This is a genomic window from Desulfobulbus oligotrophicus, from assembly GCF_016446285.1.
Classification (GTDB): Bacteria; Desulfobacterota; Desulfobulbia; order Desulfobulbales; family Desulfobulbaceae; genus Desulfobulbus; species Desulfobulbus oligotrophicus.
Genome location: NZ_CP054140.1, coordinates 515487 through 536261 on the forward strand (window position 1 = coordinate 515487; position 20775 = coordinate 536261).

The 20775-nt window shown below is 53.0% G+C and carries 17 protein-coding genes and 3 tRNA genes; 6 read left to right on the forward strand and 14 right to left on the reverse strand.

Going from position 1 to position 20775, the window contains the following annotated elements; genetic code table 11:
* Nucleotides 1-12: 12 nt before the first annotated feature.
* Together HP555_RS02335 and rnc are read right to left on the reverse strand one after the other, a co-directional pair.
* Nucleotides 13-1035, reverse strand: a complete 1023-nt coding sequence (locus HP555_RS02335; protein WP_199263615.1) for an elongator complex protein 3 — start codon at nt 1033-1035, stop codon at nt 13-15.
* Nucleotides 1036-1114: 79 nt separating this feature from the next.
* Nucleotides 1115-1852, reverse strand: a complete 738-nt coding sequence (gene rnc, locus HP555_RS02340; RefSeq protein WP_199263616.1) for a ribonuclease III — start codon at nt 1850-1852, stop codon at nt 1115-1117.
* 56 nt (nt 1853-1908) lie between these two features.
* Here rnc and HP555_RS02345 point away from each other — a divergent pair.
* Nucleotides 1909-1983 (forward strand) — tRNA-Cys (locus HP555_RS02345).
* 156 nt (nt 1984-2139) lie between these two features.
* Here HP555_RS02345 and thpR read toward each other — a convergent pair.
* The 7 genes from thpR to HP555_RS02380 form a co-directional block, all read right to left on the reverse strand.
* On the reverse strand, nt 2140-2691 hold the full coding sequence (thpR, locus tag HP555_RS02350) for an RNA 2',3'-cyclic phosphodiesterase (RefSeq protein WP_199263617.1): 552 nt from the start codon (nt 2689-2691) through the stop codon (nt 2140-2142).
* 56 nt (nt 2692-2747) lie between these two features.
* On the reverse strand, nt 2748-3584 hold the full coding sequence (gene nadC, locus HP555_RS02355) for a carboxylating nicotinate-nucleotide diphosphorylase (RefSeq protein WP_199263618.1): 837 nt from the start codon (nt 3582-3584) through the stop codon (nt 2748-2750).
* A 1-nt stretch (nt 3585) separates the two neighbouring features.
* Nucleotides 3586-6261, reverse strand: coding sequence for a valine--tRNA ligase (locus HP555_RS02360; protein ID WP_199263619.1), 2676 nt, complete (start codon nt 6259-6261; stop codon nt 3586-3588).
* 69 nt (nt 6262-6330) lie between these two features.
* Nucleotides 6331-7440 carry a deoxyguanosinetriphosphate triphosphohydrolase gene (locus HP555_RS02365; RefSeq protein WP_233249228.1) on the reverse strand — a complete coding sequence of 370 codons (1110 nt, stop codon included), beginning with the start codon at nt 7438-7440 and terminating at the stop codon, nt 6331-6333.
* Nucleotides 7425-8538 (reverse strand): peptide chain release factor 2 gene (prfB, locus tag HP555_RS02370; protein ID WP_199263620.1). Its coding sequence is split into 2 segments (ribosomal slippage): nt 7425-8453 and nt 8455-8538, totalling 1113 coding nucleotides; the frame shifts between segments, so codons are not numbered across the junction. Before prfB ends, HP555_RS02365 begins: the two co-directional genes overlap by 16 nt.
* A gap of 190 nt (nt 8539-8728) precedes the next feature.
* Entirely contained in the window at nt 8729-10345 is a 1617-nt protein-coding gene (lnt, locus tag HP555_RS02375; protein WP_269846853.1) for an apolipoprotein N-acyltransferase, read from the reverse strand.
* Nucleotides 10302-11201, reverse strand: coding sequence for a hemolysin family protein (locus HP555_RS02380; protein WP_199263622.1), 900 nt, complete (start codon nt 11199-11201; stop codon nt 10302-10304). The genes lnt and HP555_RS02380 overlap by 44 nt, the downstream gene beginning before the upstream one ends.
* Nucleotides 11202-11457: 256 nt before the next feature.
* Between HP555_RS02380 and HP555_RS02385 the strand changes: the two genes are divergently transcribed.
* Nucleotides 11458-11533, forward strand: a tRNA-Lys gene (locus tag HP555_RS02385).
* A 124-nt stretch (nt 11534-11657) separates the two neighbouring features.
* Here the strand turns inward: HP555_RS02385 and HP555_RS02390 are convergent.
* The 3 genes from HP555_RS02390 to HP555_RS02400 form a co-directional block, all read right to left on the reverse strand.
* Nucleotides 11658-11734, reverse strand: a tRNA-Arg gene (locus HP555_RS02390).
* Nucleotides 11735-11812: 78 nt separating this feature from the next.
* The gene (gene cysS / locus HP555_RS02395) at nt 11813-14140 is read right to left on the reverse strand and encodes a cysteine--tRNA ligase (protein ID WP_199263623.1); all 2328 of its coding nucleotides are present in this window, start codon (nt 14138-14140) and stop codon (nt 11813-11815) included.
* A 108-nt stretch (nt 14141-14248) separates the two neighbouring features.
* Entirely contained in the window at nt 14249-14740 is a 492-nt protein-coding gene (locus HP555_RS02400) for a DUF721 domain-containing protein (protein ID WP_199263624.1), read from the reverse strand.
* A 128-nt stretch (nt 14741-14868) separates the two neighbouring features.
* Here HP555_RS02400 and HP555_RS02405 point away from each other — a divergent pair, with 128 nt between their 5' ends.
* The 3 genes from HP555_RS02405 (at nt 14869) to ftsH (ending at nt 17748) form a co-directional block, all read left to right on the forward strand.
* Nucleotides 14869-15012 (forward strand): hypothetical protein, encoded by a 144-nt coding sequence (locus tag HP555_RS02405; protein WP_199263625.1) that lies wholly within the window; start codon nt 14869-14871, stop codon nt 15010-15012.
* A gap of 269 nt (nt 15013-15281) precedes the next feature.
* Entirely contained in the window at nt 15282-15791 is a 510-nt protein-coding gene (locus HP555_RS02410; RefSeq protein WP_199263626.1) for a hypothetical protein, read from the forward strand.
* A 139-nt stretch (nt 15792-15930) separates the two neighbouring features.
* Nucleotides 15931-17748 carry an ATP-dependent zinc metalloprotease FtsH gene (ftsH, locus tag HP555_RS02415; protein WP_199263627.1) on the forward strand — a complete coding sequence of 606 codons (1818 nt, stop codon included), beginning with the start codon at nt 15931-15933 and terminating at the stop codon, nt 17746-17748.
* A gap of 29 nt (nt 17749-17777) precedes the next feature.
* Here ftsH and HP555_RS02420 read toward each other — a convergent pair whose 3' ends face one another.
* On the reverse strand, nt 17778-18458 hold the full coding sequence (locus HP555_RS02420; RefSeq protein WP_199263628.1) for a CBS and ACT domain-containing protein: 681 nt from the start codon (nt 18456-18458) through the stop codon (nt 17778-17780).
* Between the two features lie 165 nt (nt 18459-18623).
* Nucleotides 18624-19952 (reverse strand): type I glutamate--ammonia ligase, encoded by a 1329-nt coding sequence (gene glnA / locus HP555_RS02425; RefSeq protein ID WP_199263629.1) that lies wholly within the window; start codon nt 19950-19952, stop codon nt 18624-18626.
* 445 nt (nt 19953-20397) lie between these two features.
* Here glnA and HP555_RS02430 point away from each other — a divergent pair, with 445 nt between their 5' ends.
* Nucleotides 20398-20775 carry a PilZ domain-containing protein gene (locus HP555_RS02430; protein ID WP_199263630.1) on the forward strand — a complete coding sequence of 126 codons (378 nt, stop codon included), beginning with the start codon at nt 20398-20400 and terminating at the stop codon, nt 20773-20775.

A 20775-nucleotide genomic window follows, 5' to 3' on the forward strand; every position in this document is an offset into this window, starting at 1 on the left:
TCACTGTTTCTTTCAATGCTGCTCCGCGCCTTCAACAACCCGCACCGTCTGCCGCGGCTGCTGCGGGTCAAGGCGCAAAGTAAATCGTGTCGACAACCCCAGCTCCTGTAACCGCCGCAGGTTAAGTGAACGCGGACCGTGAAATATGGACTGGTCGCGGTTGTTGATAACCAGCTCCACCGGGGATGCGGATGCTGTGCGGGCCAGCAGTCGACGGGTCTGTTGCAGCATGAGACGTGCCTTGACCAGTTCACCGAAAGCCGGATGCCAGGGTCCGGCTATGAGCGATCGTTCCAGGTCTGCGGAACTTTGCAGGCCCATCCGTACCACCCCGATCCCCTGATCGTCAAATCGTTTTTTCATACGGCTGACAGCCGCCACCGCCTGATTGAGGCTGAGCGGACGATATGTTCCCTGCTGGTACTGCCGGGCAAGACCACTGTCCCTTAAGACCAGAGTCGGATAAATACGGACAAAATCGGGCCGCACGTCAACGGTTCTGTTGACTGTGCACCGCAGTGACCGAGTATTTTCACCCGGCAATCCGGGCATCAGCTGCCACCCCAGCCTGAATCCCTGCTCTTTCACCAGTCGGCCGGCCCGTACACTGTCGGCACAGGTATGTCCCCGACCGGCAAGCTGCAGTACCAGGTCATCGCACGACTGCACACCGAGCTCTACGGTGGTTACTCCATAGCGGCGCAAAATCGCCAATCCCTCATCATCGATATAATCGGGTCGGGTGGAGAGACGGATGCTCTGCACCACACCCCGGCGAAGAAACGGTTGCACCACGGCCAGCAGCTCCACCTGTCTTGCGGCTGTCAACCCGGTAAAACTGCCCCCGTAAAAGGCAACCTGCACCTGATTTCTGTGTTTAGGTTGAGCCAGGGCAAGCCAGCTGTGAATGGTGCCAACAACTGCAGCACCGGTCACCTGTTCCCGATTCCGGCTGCTGATGGTGTACTGATTACAGAACAGACAGCGATGGGGACACCCTTCATGGGGGATGAAGATGGGAATGATCAGCGGCATGGGAATCGATTGTCTGTCATATCAGGCAGACCGGAGCATGTCGGCGGCCTGCACTGCACCGATGCGGGTACAAACGGTTTCACGGCTGCGAAAACCGCTGTCTGAGCTGCTTGAGGGCTGTCCGGGCTGCCTGCTGTTCCGCCTCTTTTTTACTGGACGCTGTACCGGTCCCCAGTTCCTCGTCCTGAAACCGGACAGCAACAGAGAAAAGCCGAGCATGGGCAGGCCCCTCCTCACCAACAAGTACATACTCCGGCCCTGTGCTGTACCGCTCCTGGAGCAGTTCCTGCAACTCGCTCTTGGCATCGATGCTCACCAACCGCTCCTGAGAGTCATTAAGATACGGCTCAAAGAAACGGCGGACAAAGACCTGAGCAGCATCATACCCGCCATCAAGAAAGATGGCTCCGACCAGGGCCTCATAGGTGCCTGACAGAATCGAAGGCTTGTCCCGGCCACTGGAAGCACTTTCTCCCTTGCCTAAAAGCAGGTAGCTTCCCAGATCGATCTCCCTGGCACGTTCGGTCAGGCCGCCTTCGTTGACCAGGGCCGAGCGGATACGGGTAAGCTTCCCTTCCCGCAGCTCCGGAAAACGAACGAACAGGATGAATCCCACGATAAGATCAAGAACCGCATCTCCCAGAAACTCGAGCGTTTCGTTGTGGCGGCTGTCATCAAGCCGTTCAAAGGCAAAAGAGCTGTGAACAAGGGAAAGTTGGAGCAGCTGCAGGTCGCGGAATCGATAACCGATCCGATCCTGCAGCTGTTCCAGCTCTACCTCGTTGTCCTGAACAAGGGCTGTCAGCGTGGTTCCCATAAAGACGATTTCTCCTTGTCAAAAATAAAATCCATGGTATATATGCAAAACTTTAAGGCGACGTAGCCAAGTGGTAAGGCAGTGGTCTGCAAAACCATTATTCAGCGGTTCAAATCCGCTCGTCGCCTCCAGAAAATACAGGCGGTCACAGAATACTCTGTGACCGCTTTTTTTTGTGCATCAATCACCCCCCTCATCCCTGAACACTGCCCGTACAGCCGACATCAAGGACACGAAAAGAACGATGAGCAGAGGGTCTACAGTTTCCCATCGTCCATCCCCTACTCTCACGCATCGGCAGCCACCAGCCTGTACGCCTGTTCCATGCTGTAGATGGACCCCTTGCGCCCAAGAACACTCGAATACAGAATAAACCGGTCAACGGCAAACGGAGGCAGGGCGAACAGGGAGTGTTCAATGAAAAATTTACCCACCCGAGCAGGCGGGGTCTGATGAAGCCGGGCCAGAGTAAGATGCGGAGAATACTTTCGATTTTCAAGAGAAAGTCCCAACTGAAACAGACGGGTTGTGATCTTGCGCTGCAGCATCATTAAAGGCTCGCACTTTTCAACACCCACCCAGACAATGCGTGGTTGCCCCCGTGGCGGGAAAGCACCGACTCCCCGTAGTTGCAGGGAAAAAGGAGCAGCAACTATTTCGCTCAAGGCTTCTTTTATATCGAGAAAGGTGGAACCGTCCGTCTCACCGATAAAACAAAGTGTCAGGTGCAGCTGTTCCAGTGGCACCCAGCGGGCACCAGGCAGACCACAGCAGAGGGGTTTGAGCTGATCGCAGATCTCCTCCGGCAGATCAATACCCACAAAAAGCCGTTTATTCATTGTTCTTCTTGATTTTTATCCTTCAGACCGGGACAACCGGCTGCAAAATTGAACCCTTACTCTCTCCAGTCCATACCAATATCGCAGGCACGGGCACTATGGGTCAGGGCGCCGACTGAAATGATGTCCACGCCGGTTTCAGCAATACCCGTTACTGTCTGCAGGTTGACACCTCCGGACGCCTCGACTGTGGCGCGACCGTTGATCAGCGCCACTGCCTGCCGCATGGTTGCCAAATCCATGTTATCCAGCATGATGACACCTACCCTGCAGGCCAGGCACTCTTCAACCTGGGCCAGGGTGTCGGTCTCCACCTCAATGTTGATCGTATGCGGCACCCGCGCCCGAACACGCTGCACAGCCTCGGTGATTGAACCGCAGGCAGCGATGTGATTATCCTTGATCAGCACACCGTCGCTCAGGGAGTACCGGTGGTTACGGCCGCCGGCGGCACGTACTGCATACTTCTCGAGAAGACGCAGCCCCGGCGTGGTCTTCCGGGTATCCACAATAACGGCTCTGGTGTGCCTGACCGCATCGGTGAATGCTGTGGTCAGGGTGGCGATGCCGCAGAGGCGCTGCACCAGGTTGAGTGCCACCCGTTCGGCCCGCAGAAGGGTCCGCGTCGCACCACTGATGCGCAGCAGCTCAACGCCCTTCTCGACCCGGCTGCCGTCGCTTACAGCGTTCGTGCATGCAACCTCCGGGTCGAGCAGACGGAAAACCCGTGCAGCCACGGTCTCCATCCCGACGACGGTCATGGGGTGACGGGTGATAAAACAGGCTGTGCTCCGGTCTTCCGGCTGGAAGATCGCCTGGGTGGTGATATCGCCGTGTTCCAGATCCTCGGCAAGACAGTTACGCAAGAGTGTATCGAGAAGAAAGGTATCCATATCAGTTCAGTTTTGAGAGCCGTTCCATAGACTCCATGGTTTTCGCCAACCGGGTGCGGATCTCTGTTTCCTTCTCCCGTTCTTTGGCAACCACGGTTTCCGGGGCATGGTTGATGAACTTGGCATTGCTGAGCTTACCAATAACCCGATCCAGTTCTTTCTGCAGTTTATCCTGCTCCCTGGTCAGTTTTTCCAGCTCTCCGGCCACGTCGATCATCCCTTTCAGCGGTACGACGAGTTCAACATCCTGCACCAGTCCGTGACCGGCATCGTCGGGAACTGTTCCCGAAGCCACGATCTTAAGGGAAGCCGCCCGAACCATCCCCTGCATGCCCTCTGTATACTGCTCAAGGATCGCTCGTCTTCCGGTATCCGGGCAGATAAGCAAGGCTTCGATTTTCGCACTGGGATGCACCTCTGCCTCGGTGCGGATAGTACGCAGACCGGAGATGACCCCCATCAGCAGGTTCATTGTTGTCTCTGCTTCGGTGTCTGCCCAGGCTGCCCTGGTTTCCGGAAAAGACGCATGCATGATCGAGCCACGGCGGCCGGGCAGCTGGCTCCAGATCTCCTCGGTGACAAAGGGGATAACAGGGTGCAGCAGTTTAAGCACCTGCTCCATCACGGTCAGCAGCACGGCCTGGGCCTGATTGCGCCGTGACATCTCTTCGCTGAACAGATCGGCCTTAATCCACTCCAGGTACCAGTCACAGAACTCATGCCACACAAACTGATACGAGATGGAGGCAACGTCGTTGAAGTTATAGTTGTCAAGTGCCGCTCGCACCTCGGCAATGGTTGTATTCAGTCGACTTAAGATCCACCGGTGAGCCAGGGACAGTCCCTCTGTTTTTCGGACCGCTACAGTGATGGCTGGGTCAACCTCTTTAAGATGCATCTGGGCAAAGCGGGCCGCGTTCCACAGCTTGTTGATGAAACGCCGATAACCGTCGATCCGTTCCTCATCCATCCTGATCTCGCGACCCTGGGCGGCAAAGGCCGTAAGCGTGAAACGAAAGGCATCGGTTCCGTACTGCTCGATCATGACCAGAGGATCAATGACATTCCCGGTGGATTTCGACATCTTCTTGCCATACTTATCCCGCACCAGAGCATGCAGGTACACATCATGAAACGGTACCTCACCCATGACATGCAACCCCATCATCATCATCCGCGCCACCCAGAAGAAGAGGATGTCAAAACTGGTGATCAACACCGAGGTCGGGTAAAAAACGGCCAGCTCCCTGGTCTGCTCCGGCCACCCCAGGGTGGAAAAAGGCCACAGAGCCGAGCTGAACCAGGTGTCGAGCACATCGGTTTCCTGCTGCAGACGGGTACTGCCGCAGTCCGGACACACGTCCGGCGCATTAACCTCGACAATCAGCCTGCGACACGCCTCACAGGTCCATGCCGGAATACGGTGCCCCCACCAGATCTGCCGTGAGATACACCAGTCGCGGATATTCTCCATCCAGGCATAAAAGGTGCGATACCAGGTGTTGGGATAGAGTTTGATCCGCCCCTCTTCCACTGCAGCCACAGCCTTTGCCGCCAGAGGTTTCACCGAGACAAACCACTGTTTCGAGGTGGTGGGCTCAACCACGGTGGCACAACGGTAGCACTTGCCCACCGCATGCTGATACTCTTCGATCTTGTCGATCAGCCCCTGCGCATCCAGATCTGCCACCACCTTCCTGCGGCAGTCAAAACGATCAAGCCCCGCATAAACGCCGGCAGCCTCATTCATCACCCCCTGATCATCTATGACCTTCAAACGGGGAAGATCATGCCGCAGGCCGATCTCGTAGTCGTCACGGTCATGGGCCGGGGTGACCTTGAGCGCCCCGGTGCCGAATTCCCGCTGAACATGGTGATCAAACACAACCGGTACCGTCCGGCCGGTGAGCGGCAGCCTGATACCAATGGCTTTCAGGTGCTGATAGCGTTCATCCTCAGGATGAACCGCCACCGCTGTATCCCCAAGCATGGTTTCCGGCCTGGTTGTTGCCACCACCACATATCCGGAGCCGTCTGCATAGGGATAACGGATGTGATACAGTTTGCCGTCGGTGGGATCATGCTCGACCTCATCATCAGCAAGTGCTGTATGACAGCGCGGGCACCAGTTGACAATGTAGTCGCCCTTATAGATCAGCCCCTCTTTAAACAGACGGACAAAGACCTCGCGCACAGCCCGTGACAGTCCGTCGTCCATGGTAAATCGTTCTCGATCCCAGTCACAGGAGGCTCCCAACCGTTTCAGCTGGTTGATGATCGTTCCGCCCTTCTCTTCCTTCCAGGCCCAGACCCGTTCAATAAACTTCTCCCGGCCAAGATCATGACGGCTGAGTTTCTCGCCGGCCAGCTGGCGTTCAACCACGTTTTGCGTGGCAATACCGGCGTGGTCGGTCCCGGGTACCCACAGGGTGTTGTCCCCTTTCATCCGGTGGTAACGGACCAGCACGTCCTGGAGTGTGTTGTTCAGGGCATGCCCGATATGCAGCACACCGGTCACATTGGGCGGCGGGATGACAATGGAGAAACTCGGCTTCCCCTCACCCATCTGCGCAGAGAAGGATTTATCAGACAGCCATCGTTCATACCAGCGCCGTTCAATCTCGGTAAATTCGTAGGCTTTGGGTAAATCGTACTTTTCGTTTTGTTGAATGGGCATCACTTGCAGTCGCTTAGATTAAAAGATGAAACCCCGGCGCCTTGAGGCGAGGGAATGAAAAAAAGACTTCTAGAGCACACTCCAGGGTCTGGGAATAAAGATCCGAGAGTAGAGAGCCAGGGCATACCGATCTGTCATACCGGCGATAAAGTCACAGACCTGACGATGTCGCATCTGCATCGCATCGGCTGACGAAGATAACCCGTGTGGCGGGCAGCAGGAGTCAATCCTGCCGTTGGGGAACTCGTGTTTGAGAAAAAATCCGTACAGATCCCGGATGATCCGTTGGGCTTTTTCAAATTCGTTGTGAACACGGTAGTTTCGGTACACATTGTCGTAGAGAAACGTTCGCAGCTCGTTGATGGTCTCGTTCATCCGCTCACCTAAGTGCAGTCGGCCGTCGTTCATCCGCAGGGTGGTGTTCACCAGATCGCTGACCATGGCATTGATGCGCTCTGAAGAACGATCGCCGATGATCTTTCGTAAATGGCCGGGCAGATCATCACTGTGAATCATGCCGCCACGCAGGGCATCGTCCATATCGTGATTAACATAGGCCATGATATCGGCGACGCGCACCAGCTGTCCTTCTAAAGTGGCCGGCAGTTCTGTCATGTCATCGGGTAAAATTTCGCCATACCCCTTGGAATGCTTGAGAATACCGTTGCGTACCTCCCAGGACAGGTTGAGACCGCGACCATCGTTTTCCAGAAAATCAACAATCCGCAGACTCTGGCGGAAATGTTTAAATCCTTTGGGATGGAGCAGATTAAGGCTGTATTCACCGGCATGGCCAAACGGAGTATGGCCGAGATCGTGACCAAGGGCAATGGCCTCGGTCAGGTACTCGTTCAGCCGCAGACAGACGGCCATAGTCCGGGCAATCTGCGAGACCTCCAGCACATGCGTAAGACGGGTACGGTAGTGATCACCGGCCGGAGCAAGAAAAACCTGCGTTTTATGCTTTAATCTCCGGAAGGTTTTAGAGTGAATAAGCCTGTCCCGATCACGCTGAAAGGTGGTTCGGAGGCTGCAGGGTTCCTCCGGCCTCATCCGTCCCCTTGACCGGGTGCTCAGACAGGCAAACGGGGACAGGGTCTGTCGTTCCACTTTCTCCTGCTGCTGACGGACAGTCTTATGCACCCCGCTCACCACATTGCCCCTTAATGGTGCTGCCAAAGAAGATACGCCTTGATAAAGGGATCCAGCCGCCCATCAAGAACTGCATCGACATTGCCATCTTCGGTATTTGTCCGATGATCCTTGATCAACCGATACGGCTGGAGCACATAGGAACGTATCTGGCTGCCCCAGGCGATATCCTTTTTGTCACCCTGGAGATTTTCCTGGGCACGCTGTTTTTCCTCTCTCCCCCGCTCATATAATCGCGCCGTCAGCATCTTCATAGCCGTTGCCTTGTTGCTGTGCTGGCTCCGTTCACTCTGACACTGCACCACAATTCCCGTGGGGAAATGGGTGATCCGGATGGCGGAATCGGTTTTATTGACATGCTGGCCGCCCGAACCACTGGCACGGTAGGTATCGATCCGGATGTCCTTGTCATTGATCTCAATGTCAACGTCATCATCCAGCTCAGGCATGACCATGACCGAAGCAAAAGAGGTGTGTCGCCGACCGCTGGAATCAAAAGGTGAGATACGGACCAATCGATGGATACCGATCTCAGAGCGGAGATAGCCGTACGCATTCTTGCCCTTCACCATAATGGTTACGCTCTTGATACCGGCCTCCTCGCCGGCCTGGTAGTCAAGGATATCCGACTTAAACCCCTTGTCCTCCACCCACCGCAAGTACATGCGCAGCAGGATACTGACCCAGTCCTGAGCCTCGGTCCCGCCGGCGCCTGCATGGATGGTCAGCATGGCATTGTTCCCGTCATGTTCGCCGGAGAACATACACTCCAATTCGACCAGATCAATACGCTGCCGCAGCTCATCAAGACTGGCCACCACCTCCCTGTAGGTTGCCTCGTCACGCTCTTCAAGCGCCATCTCCAGCAGCATGCCGGTTTCATCAAGGTCGGTATAGTTTTTATCCCAGACTTCAATCAGATCCTGGAGCTCTCCCAACTGCCGCTGAACCCGTTTGGCCTCAGACTGATTGTCCCAGAAACCAGGACTGACGGTCTGGAGCTCCAGCAGTTCAACCTGTTCACGCTTGCCATCTAAGTCAAAGATGCTCCTTAAGCAAAAGCATCTTGCCTTTCAGGTTGTCGATCAGTTGTTTTGATTCCGCTGATTCGGTTACATCACCCATGGATCACCTCATTGAATAAACACACAAACGTACTTTTTATCGCGCTTGCAGGCAGTTGACAAACATGGCCGGTCATAACTGACCGCCCGCCTCTTTTTTTAAATGGAAGGTATATTAAACAGAAACGGTTCAAGTCTCAAGAAAGAAACTCCGCACACCGATGTGCATGCCCCGGTATTGGCACCGGGTGCTAACTGCGGGCTCTGTATCGGTTCAGCAGCAGAAAAAACGGCATCAGAACAGCACAGATCAGCCCGAAATATGAACCATTCCAGGTGAACACGGTCTGCAGATTCATTACCGGTACATCTGCCGCCTGTGCAGCCTCTGTGAAGATCTCGGTCTGCACCATGATATGCCCGACAGGATCAATGAAACCGCTGATACCGGTATTCGCAGCCCGAACCAGAGAACGCTTGTTCTCCACAGCGCGAAAGACGGCCATGGCCATGGATTGATACGGTGCACTCGACCGCCCATACCAGGCATCATTGGTCAGATTGACCAGCATGTTTGCCCCCTTTTTGACGGTCGTTGCAGCGATGTCGGGAAAGATCGACTCATAACAGATGAGCACTCCCAGCCACAACGGGCCAAGCGGCAGAGGGCCGGTGACGGTGCCGGCTGAAAAATCGCCGATATTGACGACAAGGGGTTGCAGAAAGGGCAGATACCGGCGCAAGGGGACATATTCGCCGAAAGGAACAAGGTGTTGCTTGTTATACTCGCCACCGACTTTCCCCTCCGGACCGATCAGGATGGACCCGTTGTAATAGCGGATCTCTTCCTCTCCTTCTTTTTTAACAGTGACCGAGTACAACGGTGCCCCGGTGAACAGCCAGGTGTTAGTGTCTGTGGTAAACCCGATCACCTTGCCGATCAGCGTGTCCTGTTGTGGATAAAACGGCAGAGCGGTTTCCGGCCAGATGATCAGTTGTGCCGCTTCTCCGTCCAGCACCTGTCGTGACAGTCGCAGGTAGGTATCAACTGTTTCCGCCTTTATGGCCGGTGACCATTTGATCGCCTGATCAATATTGCCCTGCACCACGGCCACCCGTGCCTGCAAAGAGTGATTGATCGTCGTTGCAACGGCATGATAGCGCACCAGCGAATAGCCGATCACAGCAACAAACAGGACTCCGGCCGTAAGCAACAGCCGGCGCTCGGATCGCTGCCGGTAACGACTGCGGTATTGCCGCCAATCCAGGCCAGCGACCAGTAAACAGTTGCCAAGCACAAGAAAAAACGTGAGCAGATGATGCCCGCCAAGGTCTGCCGCCTGGATCAGCCAGGGCTGACTGAACAGACCATACCCGAGATCCATCCACGGGAAACCGGTAAAAAGAACGGAACGCAGATAATCAAGCCCCACCCAGAACAGTGGCGCGATCCAAACAAACGCGACCGCAGATCGTTCTTGATCCTTTGCACGCCCGGCCAGCAGGCTGAGCAGTCCGCAAAACACCGCGCAATAGCCGGCCATGTATGAGGCCAGCAGTACAAGCGCCGGCAGGCTCACCCAAAGCGGTAAATCGCCGTACTGCCCCAGGACAATTAAAATCCAGTACAGCAAGGCCAGATGGTACACCACACCAAAGAGAAACCCGGCGGCAACACTGCGCAGGGGACGGTCGTTAAGGCACAGCCGCAGAAGAGGAACCAGAGCAACAAACAGCAGAGGCCACCACCCGATCTTTCCGGGCATGGCCAAGGCTGACAGAGCGGCGGAGACAAGAGCCGCCCACAGGAGGTTGGGCTGAACCTCAGTCCTGGGTCTGGATGTCTGCGTTGCGAACAATCCGTACACTCTTGATGCGTCGCGGGTCAACCCCCAACACTTTAAAGGTGAGACCGCTTTCCTGGACAACGGTACCGGACGGCGGCACTTTGCCCAGCCGATGGATAATAAAACCACCCACTGATTCGTAGGGTCCCTCCGGCAGGGTCAAGTGAAAATGATTTTCAACCTCTTCAATGTCAATCTTGGCATCGACAATCACTGCCCGCTCATCGACAACACGCAACTCATTTTCTTCGTCGTCATGTTCATCAATAATTTCACCAACGATCTCTTCAAGCACATCCTCAAGGGTCACCAACCCCCGGACACTGTCGAACTCGTCGACAACAATGGCCAGATGAATTTTTTTCGATTGAAATTCGCGTAACAGTTCGGGGATCGGCTTTGATTCGGGAATATAGGTGGCAGGATTTAAAAATTCTCTCAGATCGATTTGAGTATCGCCCCCACGCGCACAGATACCGAGGAGGTCCTTGGCATGGAGAATGCCGATTATATGATCGGAAGTACCCTGATAAATTGGAATACGAGTATATCCTTCCTCACTAATCAGCCGTATCAACTCCGGAATCGAGGTGTTGAGTTCGGCGCAAACCATCTCCGCCGATGGGGTCATGATTTCAGAGGCGACCGTTTCCCGTAGTTCAAAGATAGAGTTGATCAGCTGTTCTTCATGCAGGGTGATCAATCCCTGCTCTTCGCCACCCTCAAGCAACCCCTGAATCTCATGCTCGAGCTCTTTGGTGGTGTCAGGAGCACCACGAAAACCAAGGGCAGACTTTATTTTCTCAAAAAACGACTTACCAGGAGGTTCCTCGTCCGAGGATGTCGAAGGGGCAGACGCTGGTTCTGCAGTGACCATAAAGTTTTTTTATCTCCGTTTTTATAAAAATAATCTGATCTTTTGAAATTAGAGTAACTCAGCACAAAGTCAAGGATATTTTCCATGCCAACAACAGGTACTTCCTCTTGCCCTGTCCTATCATACAATGCTCATGGGCGAAGACCTCTTTTCCATCACTCTTCTTTCTTGACGACAAGGTAACGGTGTGCTAAAAAAGCTGTCGCAATTGATACGCATTTTCTCTCGATTGCCTTTGCAGTTTGTTGTTTAATTGGGGCCGTTAGCTCAGCTGGTAGAGCAGTTGACTCTTAATCAATTGGCCTGGGGTTCGAATCCCTAACGGCCCACCACACAATCAAGCACCTGGCGAACACTCGTCAGGTGCTTTTTTTGTTGGCCACTGCCTGTAAAACAATCACGAGCACCAAATAAAAAAAGCCACCTAGCAGAAACCGGCTAAGTGGCTGTATGGACTGGCACGCCAGAAGGGATTCGAACCCCTGACCCACGGCTTAGAAGGCCGTTGCTCTATCCAACTGAGCTACTGGCGCAATAATGTGGTGCCAATGTACCGGGGAATAGTCATGGGTGCAAGTATATTACAGACAGCAGACAGGCACTTTTTTCTTTCAAGGTGCCCCTTCATCAAGCTGTTCCCAGATCGGACCGGCGGCAGTATCATGAACCGTCACGCCCTTTCGCAGCAACTCCTCGCGGACAGAGTCTGCTGCTGTCCAGTCCTTGATCTGTCGAGCTCTCTCCCGTTGCCGAATCAAGCGATCAATTTCCGGTGTAAGAGGGCACTGCTCCAGACGCAGGACACCCAACACGGTATTGATCGTCCGCAACACGTCCAGAATATCATTCTTCTGCTCGCGGTCCAACTGGCTGGCCTGGACAATGGGGTTGGTGACCTTGATGAAGTTAAATAAGGCACCCAGTGCTCCGGAAATGTTAAGATCATCGTTCATTGCCTCGATAAAGCACCGTTCGAGCTCCGACACTGAACTGGCAACTTCCGGGTGGGGCAACCCTGCGGGCAGACACATGAGCTTGCGGGTATACTCATCAATGCGCCGGAGGGCTGTGCGTGCAGCGTCAAGCCGCTTGTAGGAAAACAGCATCGGCTTGCGGTAATGTACTCCCAGAAGCATGAACCTGATCTCGCGGCCGGAGTATCCCCGTCCCAACACCTCTCGCAGGGTGACAATATTGCCGGCCTCACTTGCCATTTTACGGCCATCCTTGCGTAACTGCCCGGAGTGCATCCAATAGTTAGCCAGGGGCTTGCCGGTAAGGGCCTCTGCAATAGCGATCTCATTCTCGTGATGCGGGAAAACCAGATCCTGACTGGCGGTATGGATGTCCAGGGTTTCACCAAGATACCTGGTCGACATGGCGGAACATTCAATATGCCAACTCGGTCGGACATTGCCCCAGTCGGTTTCATAGAAAATACCCTCTTTCAACTCTGCCAGGGTGGAGCGTTTCAACAGTGTAAAATCACGTGGATTATCTTTTTCGTAGTTATCAAGATCCACGGTCTGGCCAAGCTTGATCTTACTGAGGTCAATGCCGGAAAGCCGCCCATAGGATTTGAACTTGGAGATATCAAAGTAAATCGAGCCCAGCTTTTCATAGGCAAACCCCTTGTGAGTGAGGTCATGAGCAATCTCGATCATATCTTCGACATGTTCGGAGGCAAGGGGGTATCCCGCCGCCTTTTCAATACTCAACACCTCCATTGCCTCCATGAACTCTCTGATGTAGCGGCCGGTAAACTCTTTTAAGCCGGCACCGGCCTCAATGGCACCATTGATGGTGTTATCGTCGAGGTCAGTGAAGTTCATGTACAAATCAACAGCATAACCGCAAGATCGCAGATAACGGTTGATCAGGTCAGCTACAATCAACCGGCGGGCATGACCGATATTGGGTGACTCAAAAGCTGTGGGGCCACAGGCATACAGCGTCACCTTGCCGGGATTGATCGGACGAAAAACCTCCTTTTTACGGGTCATGGTGTTGAAGATCTTCAACTGTGACTCATCTGCAGGTGTTTTTTCCTGCTGCACAAAAAGAGCGGTGCTCAGGTATCGTTCTCCACCATCGGGCAAAAGGGCCACAATATACCCCTCGTCGATCTCCCTTGCCCGCTGCAGAGCAACAAACATGGCCGCACCACTGCTCATGCCGGCAAAGATACCCTCCTCTGCCGCCAGTCGACGCACCGTTTGAAAAGCATCTTCGTCGGCAATGTTGACAATTGCGTGGGGCAAAGTTTTATCGAAGATACCAGGCTTGTACGACTCCTTCATGTTCTTGAGCCCTTGGATTTTATGACCGGCATAGGGCTCCACCGCTATCACCCGAACCTCTGGATGATGATCTCTAAACCATCTCGACAGCCCCATGGCTGTTCCCGAAGTACCCAAAGTAACAATGATATCGGTTACTCGTCCTTCGGTTTGCTCCCAGATTTCCGGCGCTGTGCCCTTATAGTGGGCCTGCCAGTTAGCCGGGTTGTTAAACTGATCGGCAAGGAAGTAACGATCAGGATGCTCACGGGCCAGTGCATAGGCTTTTTCAATGGCACCATCGGTTGCCCTTTTGGCCGGAGTAAGAATGATCTCAGCTCCATAGGCCTGCATAATCAGGCGCCGTTCAATGGAGGCTGATTCCGGCATGATCAACTGACAACGGTATTGCTTTGCCGCACACACCATGGCCATGCCGATGCCGGTATTACCGCTGGTCGCCTCCAAAAGAATCTTATCATGGGTCAGCTCACCGCTCTTCTCAGCTGCCTCAACCATGGAAAGTGCCACCCGGTCTTTTATCGAACCGCCAGGATTTCGGGATTCAAGCTTGCCAACCAGCTGAACTCTCCCATCGCTGGGATTAAGTTTATTCAGTTCAACCAGAGGTGTATTGCCTATCAGCTCAACAAGTTTCATGTTGTCGGAATATATTGTCTGAAATTCTTAATATGTAAGCATGTCGATTTAAACAGCTTATTCCCAGGAAAAGCACACAAAAGGGCCAGGGAAAACCCTGCAGGTTGTCTACTGAGCATTGATGGCAAAAGTCAGCCATAACCGCTGCAACGCCTCCCGGCATTCCTGATTGGCAACACCTGCAGTCAGCCGGCGGACCTCGTGCTCAAAATCGCTGTCAATGACCCGGGCCTGAGCTCGAGCGTGAAAAAAAGACTGCTCTGTCGACACAGCCGGTTGTTCCGGCTGCAGCTGCCAGCGGATGTCAGTTATCTTCATCTCTGTCAGATGCTGATTGATCCGGGTAAGCAGATCGGTTTTTATGAAATGGAAGTGATGCATCCAGGAAGAATCCTGTACATAAATCCACAAGGTATCACGACGCAAAAAAGCCGGTGCGGTCAACCGGGCTGTCTCCACCCCGACAACAGTGGGCCACTCCTGCGCCAGGCGAACAACCTGCCATGGATGGGTCCACTGTTTTCCGGCATAAACCTGGGGTAAGATAGTCCGCAGGAGCACCGGCTCTCCCTTTTCATAACGGGTTCTTGCTTTTTCCATCAACACCACTTCGATAACACAACCAGGTTTTATTAACCTGCCACAGCAACCAGCAAAGCACCTTTCTCCAGGTGCTGTATATTTCTTTTGCACTTCAGGAGAACCTACTCTATTTACCGGTAACCTGCATGAAAAAATCCGATGCACATGACAGCTCAAGCAGGAACTCAACAAAACCTGATCCCTGTAAATTCGGCCGATTCCTCCCTACCGGCAGCAGCGACCACCAGCTGACCACTGCCCGGCTCCGCATCAACGTCAACATCACCTGACAAGCTGAGATTGTGTGACTGAGCGGTTGACCAGCTGCCAATATTGCCTTAACTGTGCTTAATATCGCTGTAAACACCACAATGTTCAAGACAGGGATTGCAGCGGACTCAAACCCACCTTTATCCGAACAGGAACATCAGCTGCGAAAAGGACAGCTGATGTTCCTGTTAATCAGTTACGATCTTCCGTACCCTGTCATGATATGGTATGCAACAGTACAGTCGGTCATAAAAATGCATCTGGTAAACAGTTTCGTGGAGAACAACCGGTGAAAGCACTACAAACCAAAAACTTTATCTATATAGTCGGTGAACAGCAGGAAGGGGTTGTCCAGGAAGCACCGGAGATCTTTACTTTCACCGAACAGTCCATGCAACAGATCGAGACAGCCGAACTGGCTCTGGTCATAGCCAACGTCTTTGCCAAAAACCAGCTTTTCCCCGGACCGGATGGAGCACTCACCTCTGTGATCCATGAATTTGTCGCTCGTTCAGAAAAATTCAAGCGCCGACGTTCTAAATATAAACAGGGACGCTGCACACTGGTAACAGCCCTGAAGCGACTCGACGGGCAGATATCGGTCAAGGTGTCAGCCGTTTTTCCGGTGCAGACAAACGCTCTCACCTCTCAGGATCCGGAAGGTTTTCGATCCCTGCTGATCGATTCCCTCCCCGGTTTTCAGGATGCATTTACTGAGGAAGCCTATGCCCCTGACTCCAAGATTATTGATATTATTAAACAGACGACCCTGCACCATATCCAGGCATCCCTGCAATAAGCGACCTGTTCAACCACTGCAGTGGAGCCGGTAACTCTATACACAACAACACCCATACGTTAAACACAGGCAGGTTGAAGCACATTATCCTGTACGCCAATCTCAACCACACCTACACCTGAACAAAACGGGGACCATTATGGACAACAAACAAAAATTCAATGCGATTTTCGCCATCTTTGCTGTTGTCAGCATCCTGGTTATCCATGAACTCTGGGTCGAACAGCAGAGCATTGCTCCAGTTCCCTACAGTGAACTGGAAAATCTGTTGCAGCAAAACAAAATAGCTGAACTCACCATTCGCGAAAAATTTATCGTCGGTGAGTTGAAAGAAGCCGAAAACGGCAAAAAAACCATTGTCGCCAACCGGGTTGAACCTGAACTCGCTGAGCATCTATCGCAGTACAAGGTCCCGTACACCCAGGTGTATGAAAGCAAGTTTCTCGCCACCCTGCTTTCCTGGATCGTTCCGGCTCTGGTGTTTTTTGGCATCTGGATGTTCGTCTTACGAAGGTTCGCTGAAAAACAGGGTATGGGCGGCAGCTTTATGAACATCGGCAAGTCAAAGGCCAAGGTCTATGTTGAACAACAGACCGGCGTGACCTTTGACGATGTGGCCGGGGTGGATGAAAGCAAGGCTGAACTGCAGGAAATTGTTGATTTTCTGAAGAACCCTGATGAGTACGGCAAGCTGGGGGCCCGCATGCCTAAAGGTGTGCTGCTGGTTGGCCCTCCGGGTACCGGTAAAACTCTCCTGGCCAGAGCGGTCGCCGGTCAGGCTGCAGTTCCCTTTTTTTCCATCAGTGGATCAGAGTTTGTGGAGATGTTTGTTGGCGTCGGTGCCGCCCGTGTCCGTGATCTTTTTGAACAGGCGAGAAAATCAGCACCGGCAATTATTTTCATCGACGAGCTGGATGCTCTGGGTCGCGTGAGAACCGCTGCCGGCATAGGCGGTAATGATGAGCGTGAACAGACGCTCAACCAACTGCTGGTCGAGCTGGATGGCTTTGATCCTTCCAGCGGCCTGGTGTTACTGGCAGCCACGAACCGTCCCGAGGTGCTTGATCCGGCGCTGTTGCGTGCCGGTCGGTTCGACCGGCAGGTCCTGGTTGATCGTCCCGACAAACTGGGACGCATTGCCATCCTGCAGGTCCACATGAAAAAAATTCGACTGGGTGATGATGTTGATCCAAGTCAGGTGGCAGATCTGACCACCGGTTTTTCCGGAGCCGATCTTGCCAACCTGGTTAACGAGGCTGCGCTCCTGGCAACACGCAGACAGGCAGAGGAGGTCAGTATGCATGACTTTACCCAGGCCATTGAGCGCATCATCGCCGGTCTGGAGAAAAAGAACCGTCTGCTCAATCCAAAAGAACGGAAGATCGTCGCCTACCATGAGGTCGGCCATGCGCTCACTGCCCTGGCCCTGCCCGGAACAGACCCGGTTTTTAAAATTTCCATTATCCCCCGGGGCATTGGCTCATTGGGATACACTCTGCAGCGGCCGACCGAAGACCGCTTTCTCATGACCAAAGAAGAACTGGAGAATAAGATCGCTGTACTTCTCGGCGGCAGAGCCGCCGAGAAGTTGATCTTCGACCATCTGTCCACCGGTGCCTCGGATGACATCGCCAGGGCCACGGATATTGCCCGCAATATGGTGACCCGTTACGGCATGGATCCGGATATCGGTTTTGTTGTTTATGAAGAAAATCAGCCCTCTTTCCTCGCTCAACAGGGACATGGCCATGGTGTCAACGGCTGTCAGATCAGTGACAGTACAGCCCAGCGAATCGACGACTCGGTACGTAAAATCATCGACGACACCTTTGTCCGCACGTATGAAATCATGGAGAAAAACAGGGATATCCTGGAACGATGCGCCAAAACGCTTCTGGAAAAAGAAACGCTCCTGGAGCAGGAACTCGTCGAATTGACTGCTGACCTCAAGAGATAAGCACTCTTTTAAAGAGTACAGACTGACCTTTACAGTTCAGCAGAAGGAAGAAAGGGCTGCAGATCACGCTCATAACGACGGAGCACTTTAAATCCCTCGGCCTCAAGAGCAGTGACCGCCTTATCGCCCTCCTGCCTGTCAACCCGGATCACCAGATGCGACACATTTGGATACTGCGGTACAGGCCAACAAAAAAAACTTTGAATATTGATGCCCTGCTCCTTCAGAATGGTTGTCACCGCAGCCAGACGACCGGGACGATCGTCAACCAGAACACCAAGCCGTACACTCTCATCACTCATTCCAATGGCTTGCAGCAGGACAGCCATAACATCTGTACGGGTGACTATACCCACGAGCTTGCTTCCCTGCATCACCGGCAGCGAACTGATCTTGTGGGTCTGCATGATATAGGCAGCTCGCTCAATGGTGGTATCCGGAGCAACCGTTATGACGGTTTTTACCATAATCATACCCACCTCCACCTTCTGCAGGAGGTAGTTCAACTCATGAATACTGAGTGAAGTTGCCGGTGATGCCCAGTTGAGTTTCACGTCCCGGTCAGAGACAACTCCGACCAGAAGTCCCTGCCTGTCGACAATCAACAGGTGCTCGATGCGATGTTCTGTTATCAGGTCACGGGCTTCAACCAGCGAGGCCTCAGGCAACACAGTGACCAGGTTGGTACGCATAATCTGTCCGATATACATGGTGTCTCCTTGTTGGCAAGTCCACTCATTGAACAAACAAAAGACGGGTTTAGATCAAAAAAAATCCGTCACAAATCAACTCTCCGGCACCGGCTGCATGGGAAAAAATATCTTCGTCTGCTGTAGTGACAGAATCAGTGCAGATCAGTACCGGATCAGTGCAGATCAGTACCGGCTGAGATAGTGATTCAACTCCCAATCAGTCACAGCGGTCCGAAAACTGTCCCATTCCTTTTCTTTCCCTTCAATATATTTTTCAAGAATATGCGGGCCGAGTGCTTCTTCAGCAATAGGACTGGCTTTCAGTTCCTGGATAGCCTCGTGAAGGCTGGCCGGAAGACTGTGGATACCGGCGTCGATCTTCTCCTGAACCGTCAGTTCAAAAATATCGGCATTAATGGGAGCAGGCACCGGTAGATCGTTTTTGATCCCGTCCAGGCCTGCATTCAGCATCATGGCAAAGGTCAGATAGGGGTTGCAGGTTGGATCCGGACTGCGGACCTCGGTACGGGTCCCCATGCCGCGGGACGCCGGGATACGGACAAGTACAGAACGGTTCGATGCGGACCAGGCCACATAGACCGGTGCCTCGTAACCGGCCACCAGCCGTTTATAGGAGTTAACCAGGGGATTACTGATACCACAAAACCCTCGGGCATTCTTCAGTATACCGGCAATGTACTTGTAGGCAACCTCGCTCAACTGCAACGGATCCTGCTCATCAAAAAACGCATTGCCGCCATCAAGGTCGAACAGGGATTGATTGGTGTGCATGCCCGAACCGTTAACACCAAAAACCGGCTTGGGCATAAAGGTGGCGTGCAGATTAAAATCTCTGGCTATCGAACGAACAACCCATTTGAAGGTCACCGTGTTATCGGCGGCGGTCAGCGCATCGGCGTACTTGAAGTTGATCTCATGCTGCCCTTCCGCTCCTTCGTGATGGGAGGCCTCCACTTCAAATCCCATTGCCTCCAGAGTCTGGATGATTTTACGGCGGCAGTCGATGCCGGTATCATCCGGCTCGACATCGAAGTAACCGGTGACATCATCGGTAATCGTGGTTGCCAGCCCCTTCTCGTCACGCCGAAAAAGAAAGAACTCACACTCTGTGCCGACATTCATCGTGTATCCCAGGGCTTTGGCATCAGCGAGCACCCTCTTCAGGTTGTTTCGCGGGCACCCTACAAACGGAGTACCATCGGGTTTGTACACGTCACAGATGATGCGTGCGGCATTATACCCATCTTTTGACCGCCAGGGGAGGACGACAAAAGTATTATAGTCCGGCTTAAGATGCATGTCGGATTCGTTGATACGCACAAATCCCTCTATGGAAGAGCCGTCAAACATGATCCGACCGTCAAGCGCTTTTTCGATCTGACTGCGCGGGATGGCGATATTTTTCATAGCACCAAAAATATCAACAAATTGCAGACGGAAAAAATTAACATTTTTTTCTGCTATGATCTTCATTATTTCATCGCGGGTCATGCCTTCTCTCCTTGTCTATGCAACCCCTGATGAGCAACGGCACAGAGCAACAGATGCTGAAAACATTCGAAGCTGTTGTGTGCAGTACGGCCATTGACCAGTTTTGCGTCACCTGCAGGGTGAAAAATTGAGTCCCTTATAAAGTGCTGACAATAAATACATCAGGATAGTCGATAACGCGTTATCTTTTTACCATCTGCAGGATAAAATATACTATAAATTGCTGTGTATCCCTGTCTCAGCTCGCTTCAGTCCGGCAAATAGGATAAGATAGTAGATTAAGTGAACTTGTTTCTGAAGAAATATTACGCAGTACATGCACTGAGCCCCGATCTGAAAGGTATCCGACAGGCGTGGCCCATCAACAACAGGATGTGCAGGTACCCCTGACCACTGCTTACTGTGCAACAAATACTTTACCACCCGTACGCTGCAAGGAGCGCACATGACTACGGAACGTCGAAAATATATCCGCCCGGAATCATTACATCTCCTCGACTATCTCATCATTGACGCACAGGGTCGTCTCGGTGAATACGCCATGGCACGGACGTTGAACGTAAGCAAGGGCGGCATGCTGATCGAAACCCACATTCCACTCGCCAAAGGCCAGCAGGTGATGATCACTCTGGGGTTGCACGAGCAGCTGGTTGACGTGATGGGAACAGTTATCTACACCACCGATAAGACCGGTTTACATTACAGTGGCGTCGAGTTTCTCCACGTTTCCGACCATGATAAACAGGTACTTGACAGCTACATAACCGCCTTTCAACAACAGTATCCCGCTGATACAACACCATACCCCATGGAAAAAGACTAA

Bases quoted from the DNA above. Each gene is read 5' to 3' on its own strand.
- nadC (WP_199263618.1), bottom strand. From the start codon at position 3,584: ATGGATACCTTTCTTCTCGATACACTCTTGCGTAACTGTCTTGCCGAG.
- HP555_RS02420 (WP_199263628.1), bottom strand. From the start codon at position 18,458: ATGTATATCGGACAGATTATGCGTACCAACCTGGTCACTGTGTTGCCT.
- HP555_RS02360 (WP_199263619.1), bottom strand. From the start codon at position 6,261: ATGCCCATTCAACAAAACGAAAAGTACGATTTACCCAAAGCCTACGAA.
- HP555_RS02405 (WP_199263625.1), top strand. From the start codon at position 14,869: ATGAAAAAATCCGATGCACATGACAGCTCAAGCAGGAACTCAACAAAA.
- ftsH (WP_199263627.1), top strand. From the start codon at position 15,931: ATGGACAACAAACAAAAATTCAATGCGATTTTCGCCATCTTTGCTGTT.
- HP555_RS02430 (WP_199263630.1), top strand. From the start codon at position 20,398: ATGACTACGGAACGTCGAAAATATATCCGCCCGGAATCATTACATCTC.
- rnc (WP_199263616.1), bottom strand. From the start codon at position 1,852: ATGGGAACCACGCTGACAGCCCTTGTTCAGGACAACGAGGTAGAGCTG.
- HP555_RS02380 (WP_199263622.1), bottom strand. From the start codon at position 11,201: ATGGTCACTGCAGAACCAGCGTCTGCCCCTTCGACATCCTCGGACGAG.
- glnA (WP_199263629.1), bottom strand. From the start codon at position 19,952: ATGACCCGCGATGAAATAATGAAGATCATAGCAGAAAAAAATGTTAAT.
- thpR (WP_199263617.1), bottom strand. From the start codon at position 2,691: ATGAATAAACGGCTTTTTGTGGGTATTGATCTGCCGGAGGAGATCTGC.
- cysS (WP_199263623.1), bottom strand. From the start codon at position 14,140: ATGAAACTTGTTGAGCTGATAGGCAATACACCTCTGGTTGAACTGAAT.
- HP555_RS02335 (WP_199263615.1), bottom strand. From the start codon at position 1,035: ATGCCGCTGATCATTCCCATCTTCATCCCCCATGAAGGGTGTCCCCAT.
- HP555_RS02400 (WP_199263624.1), bottom strand. From the start codon at position 14,740: ATGGAAAAAGCAAGAACCCGTTATGAAAAGGGAGAGCCGGTGCTCCTG.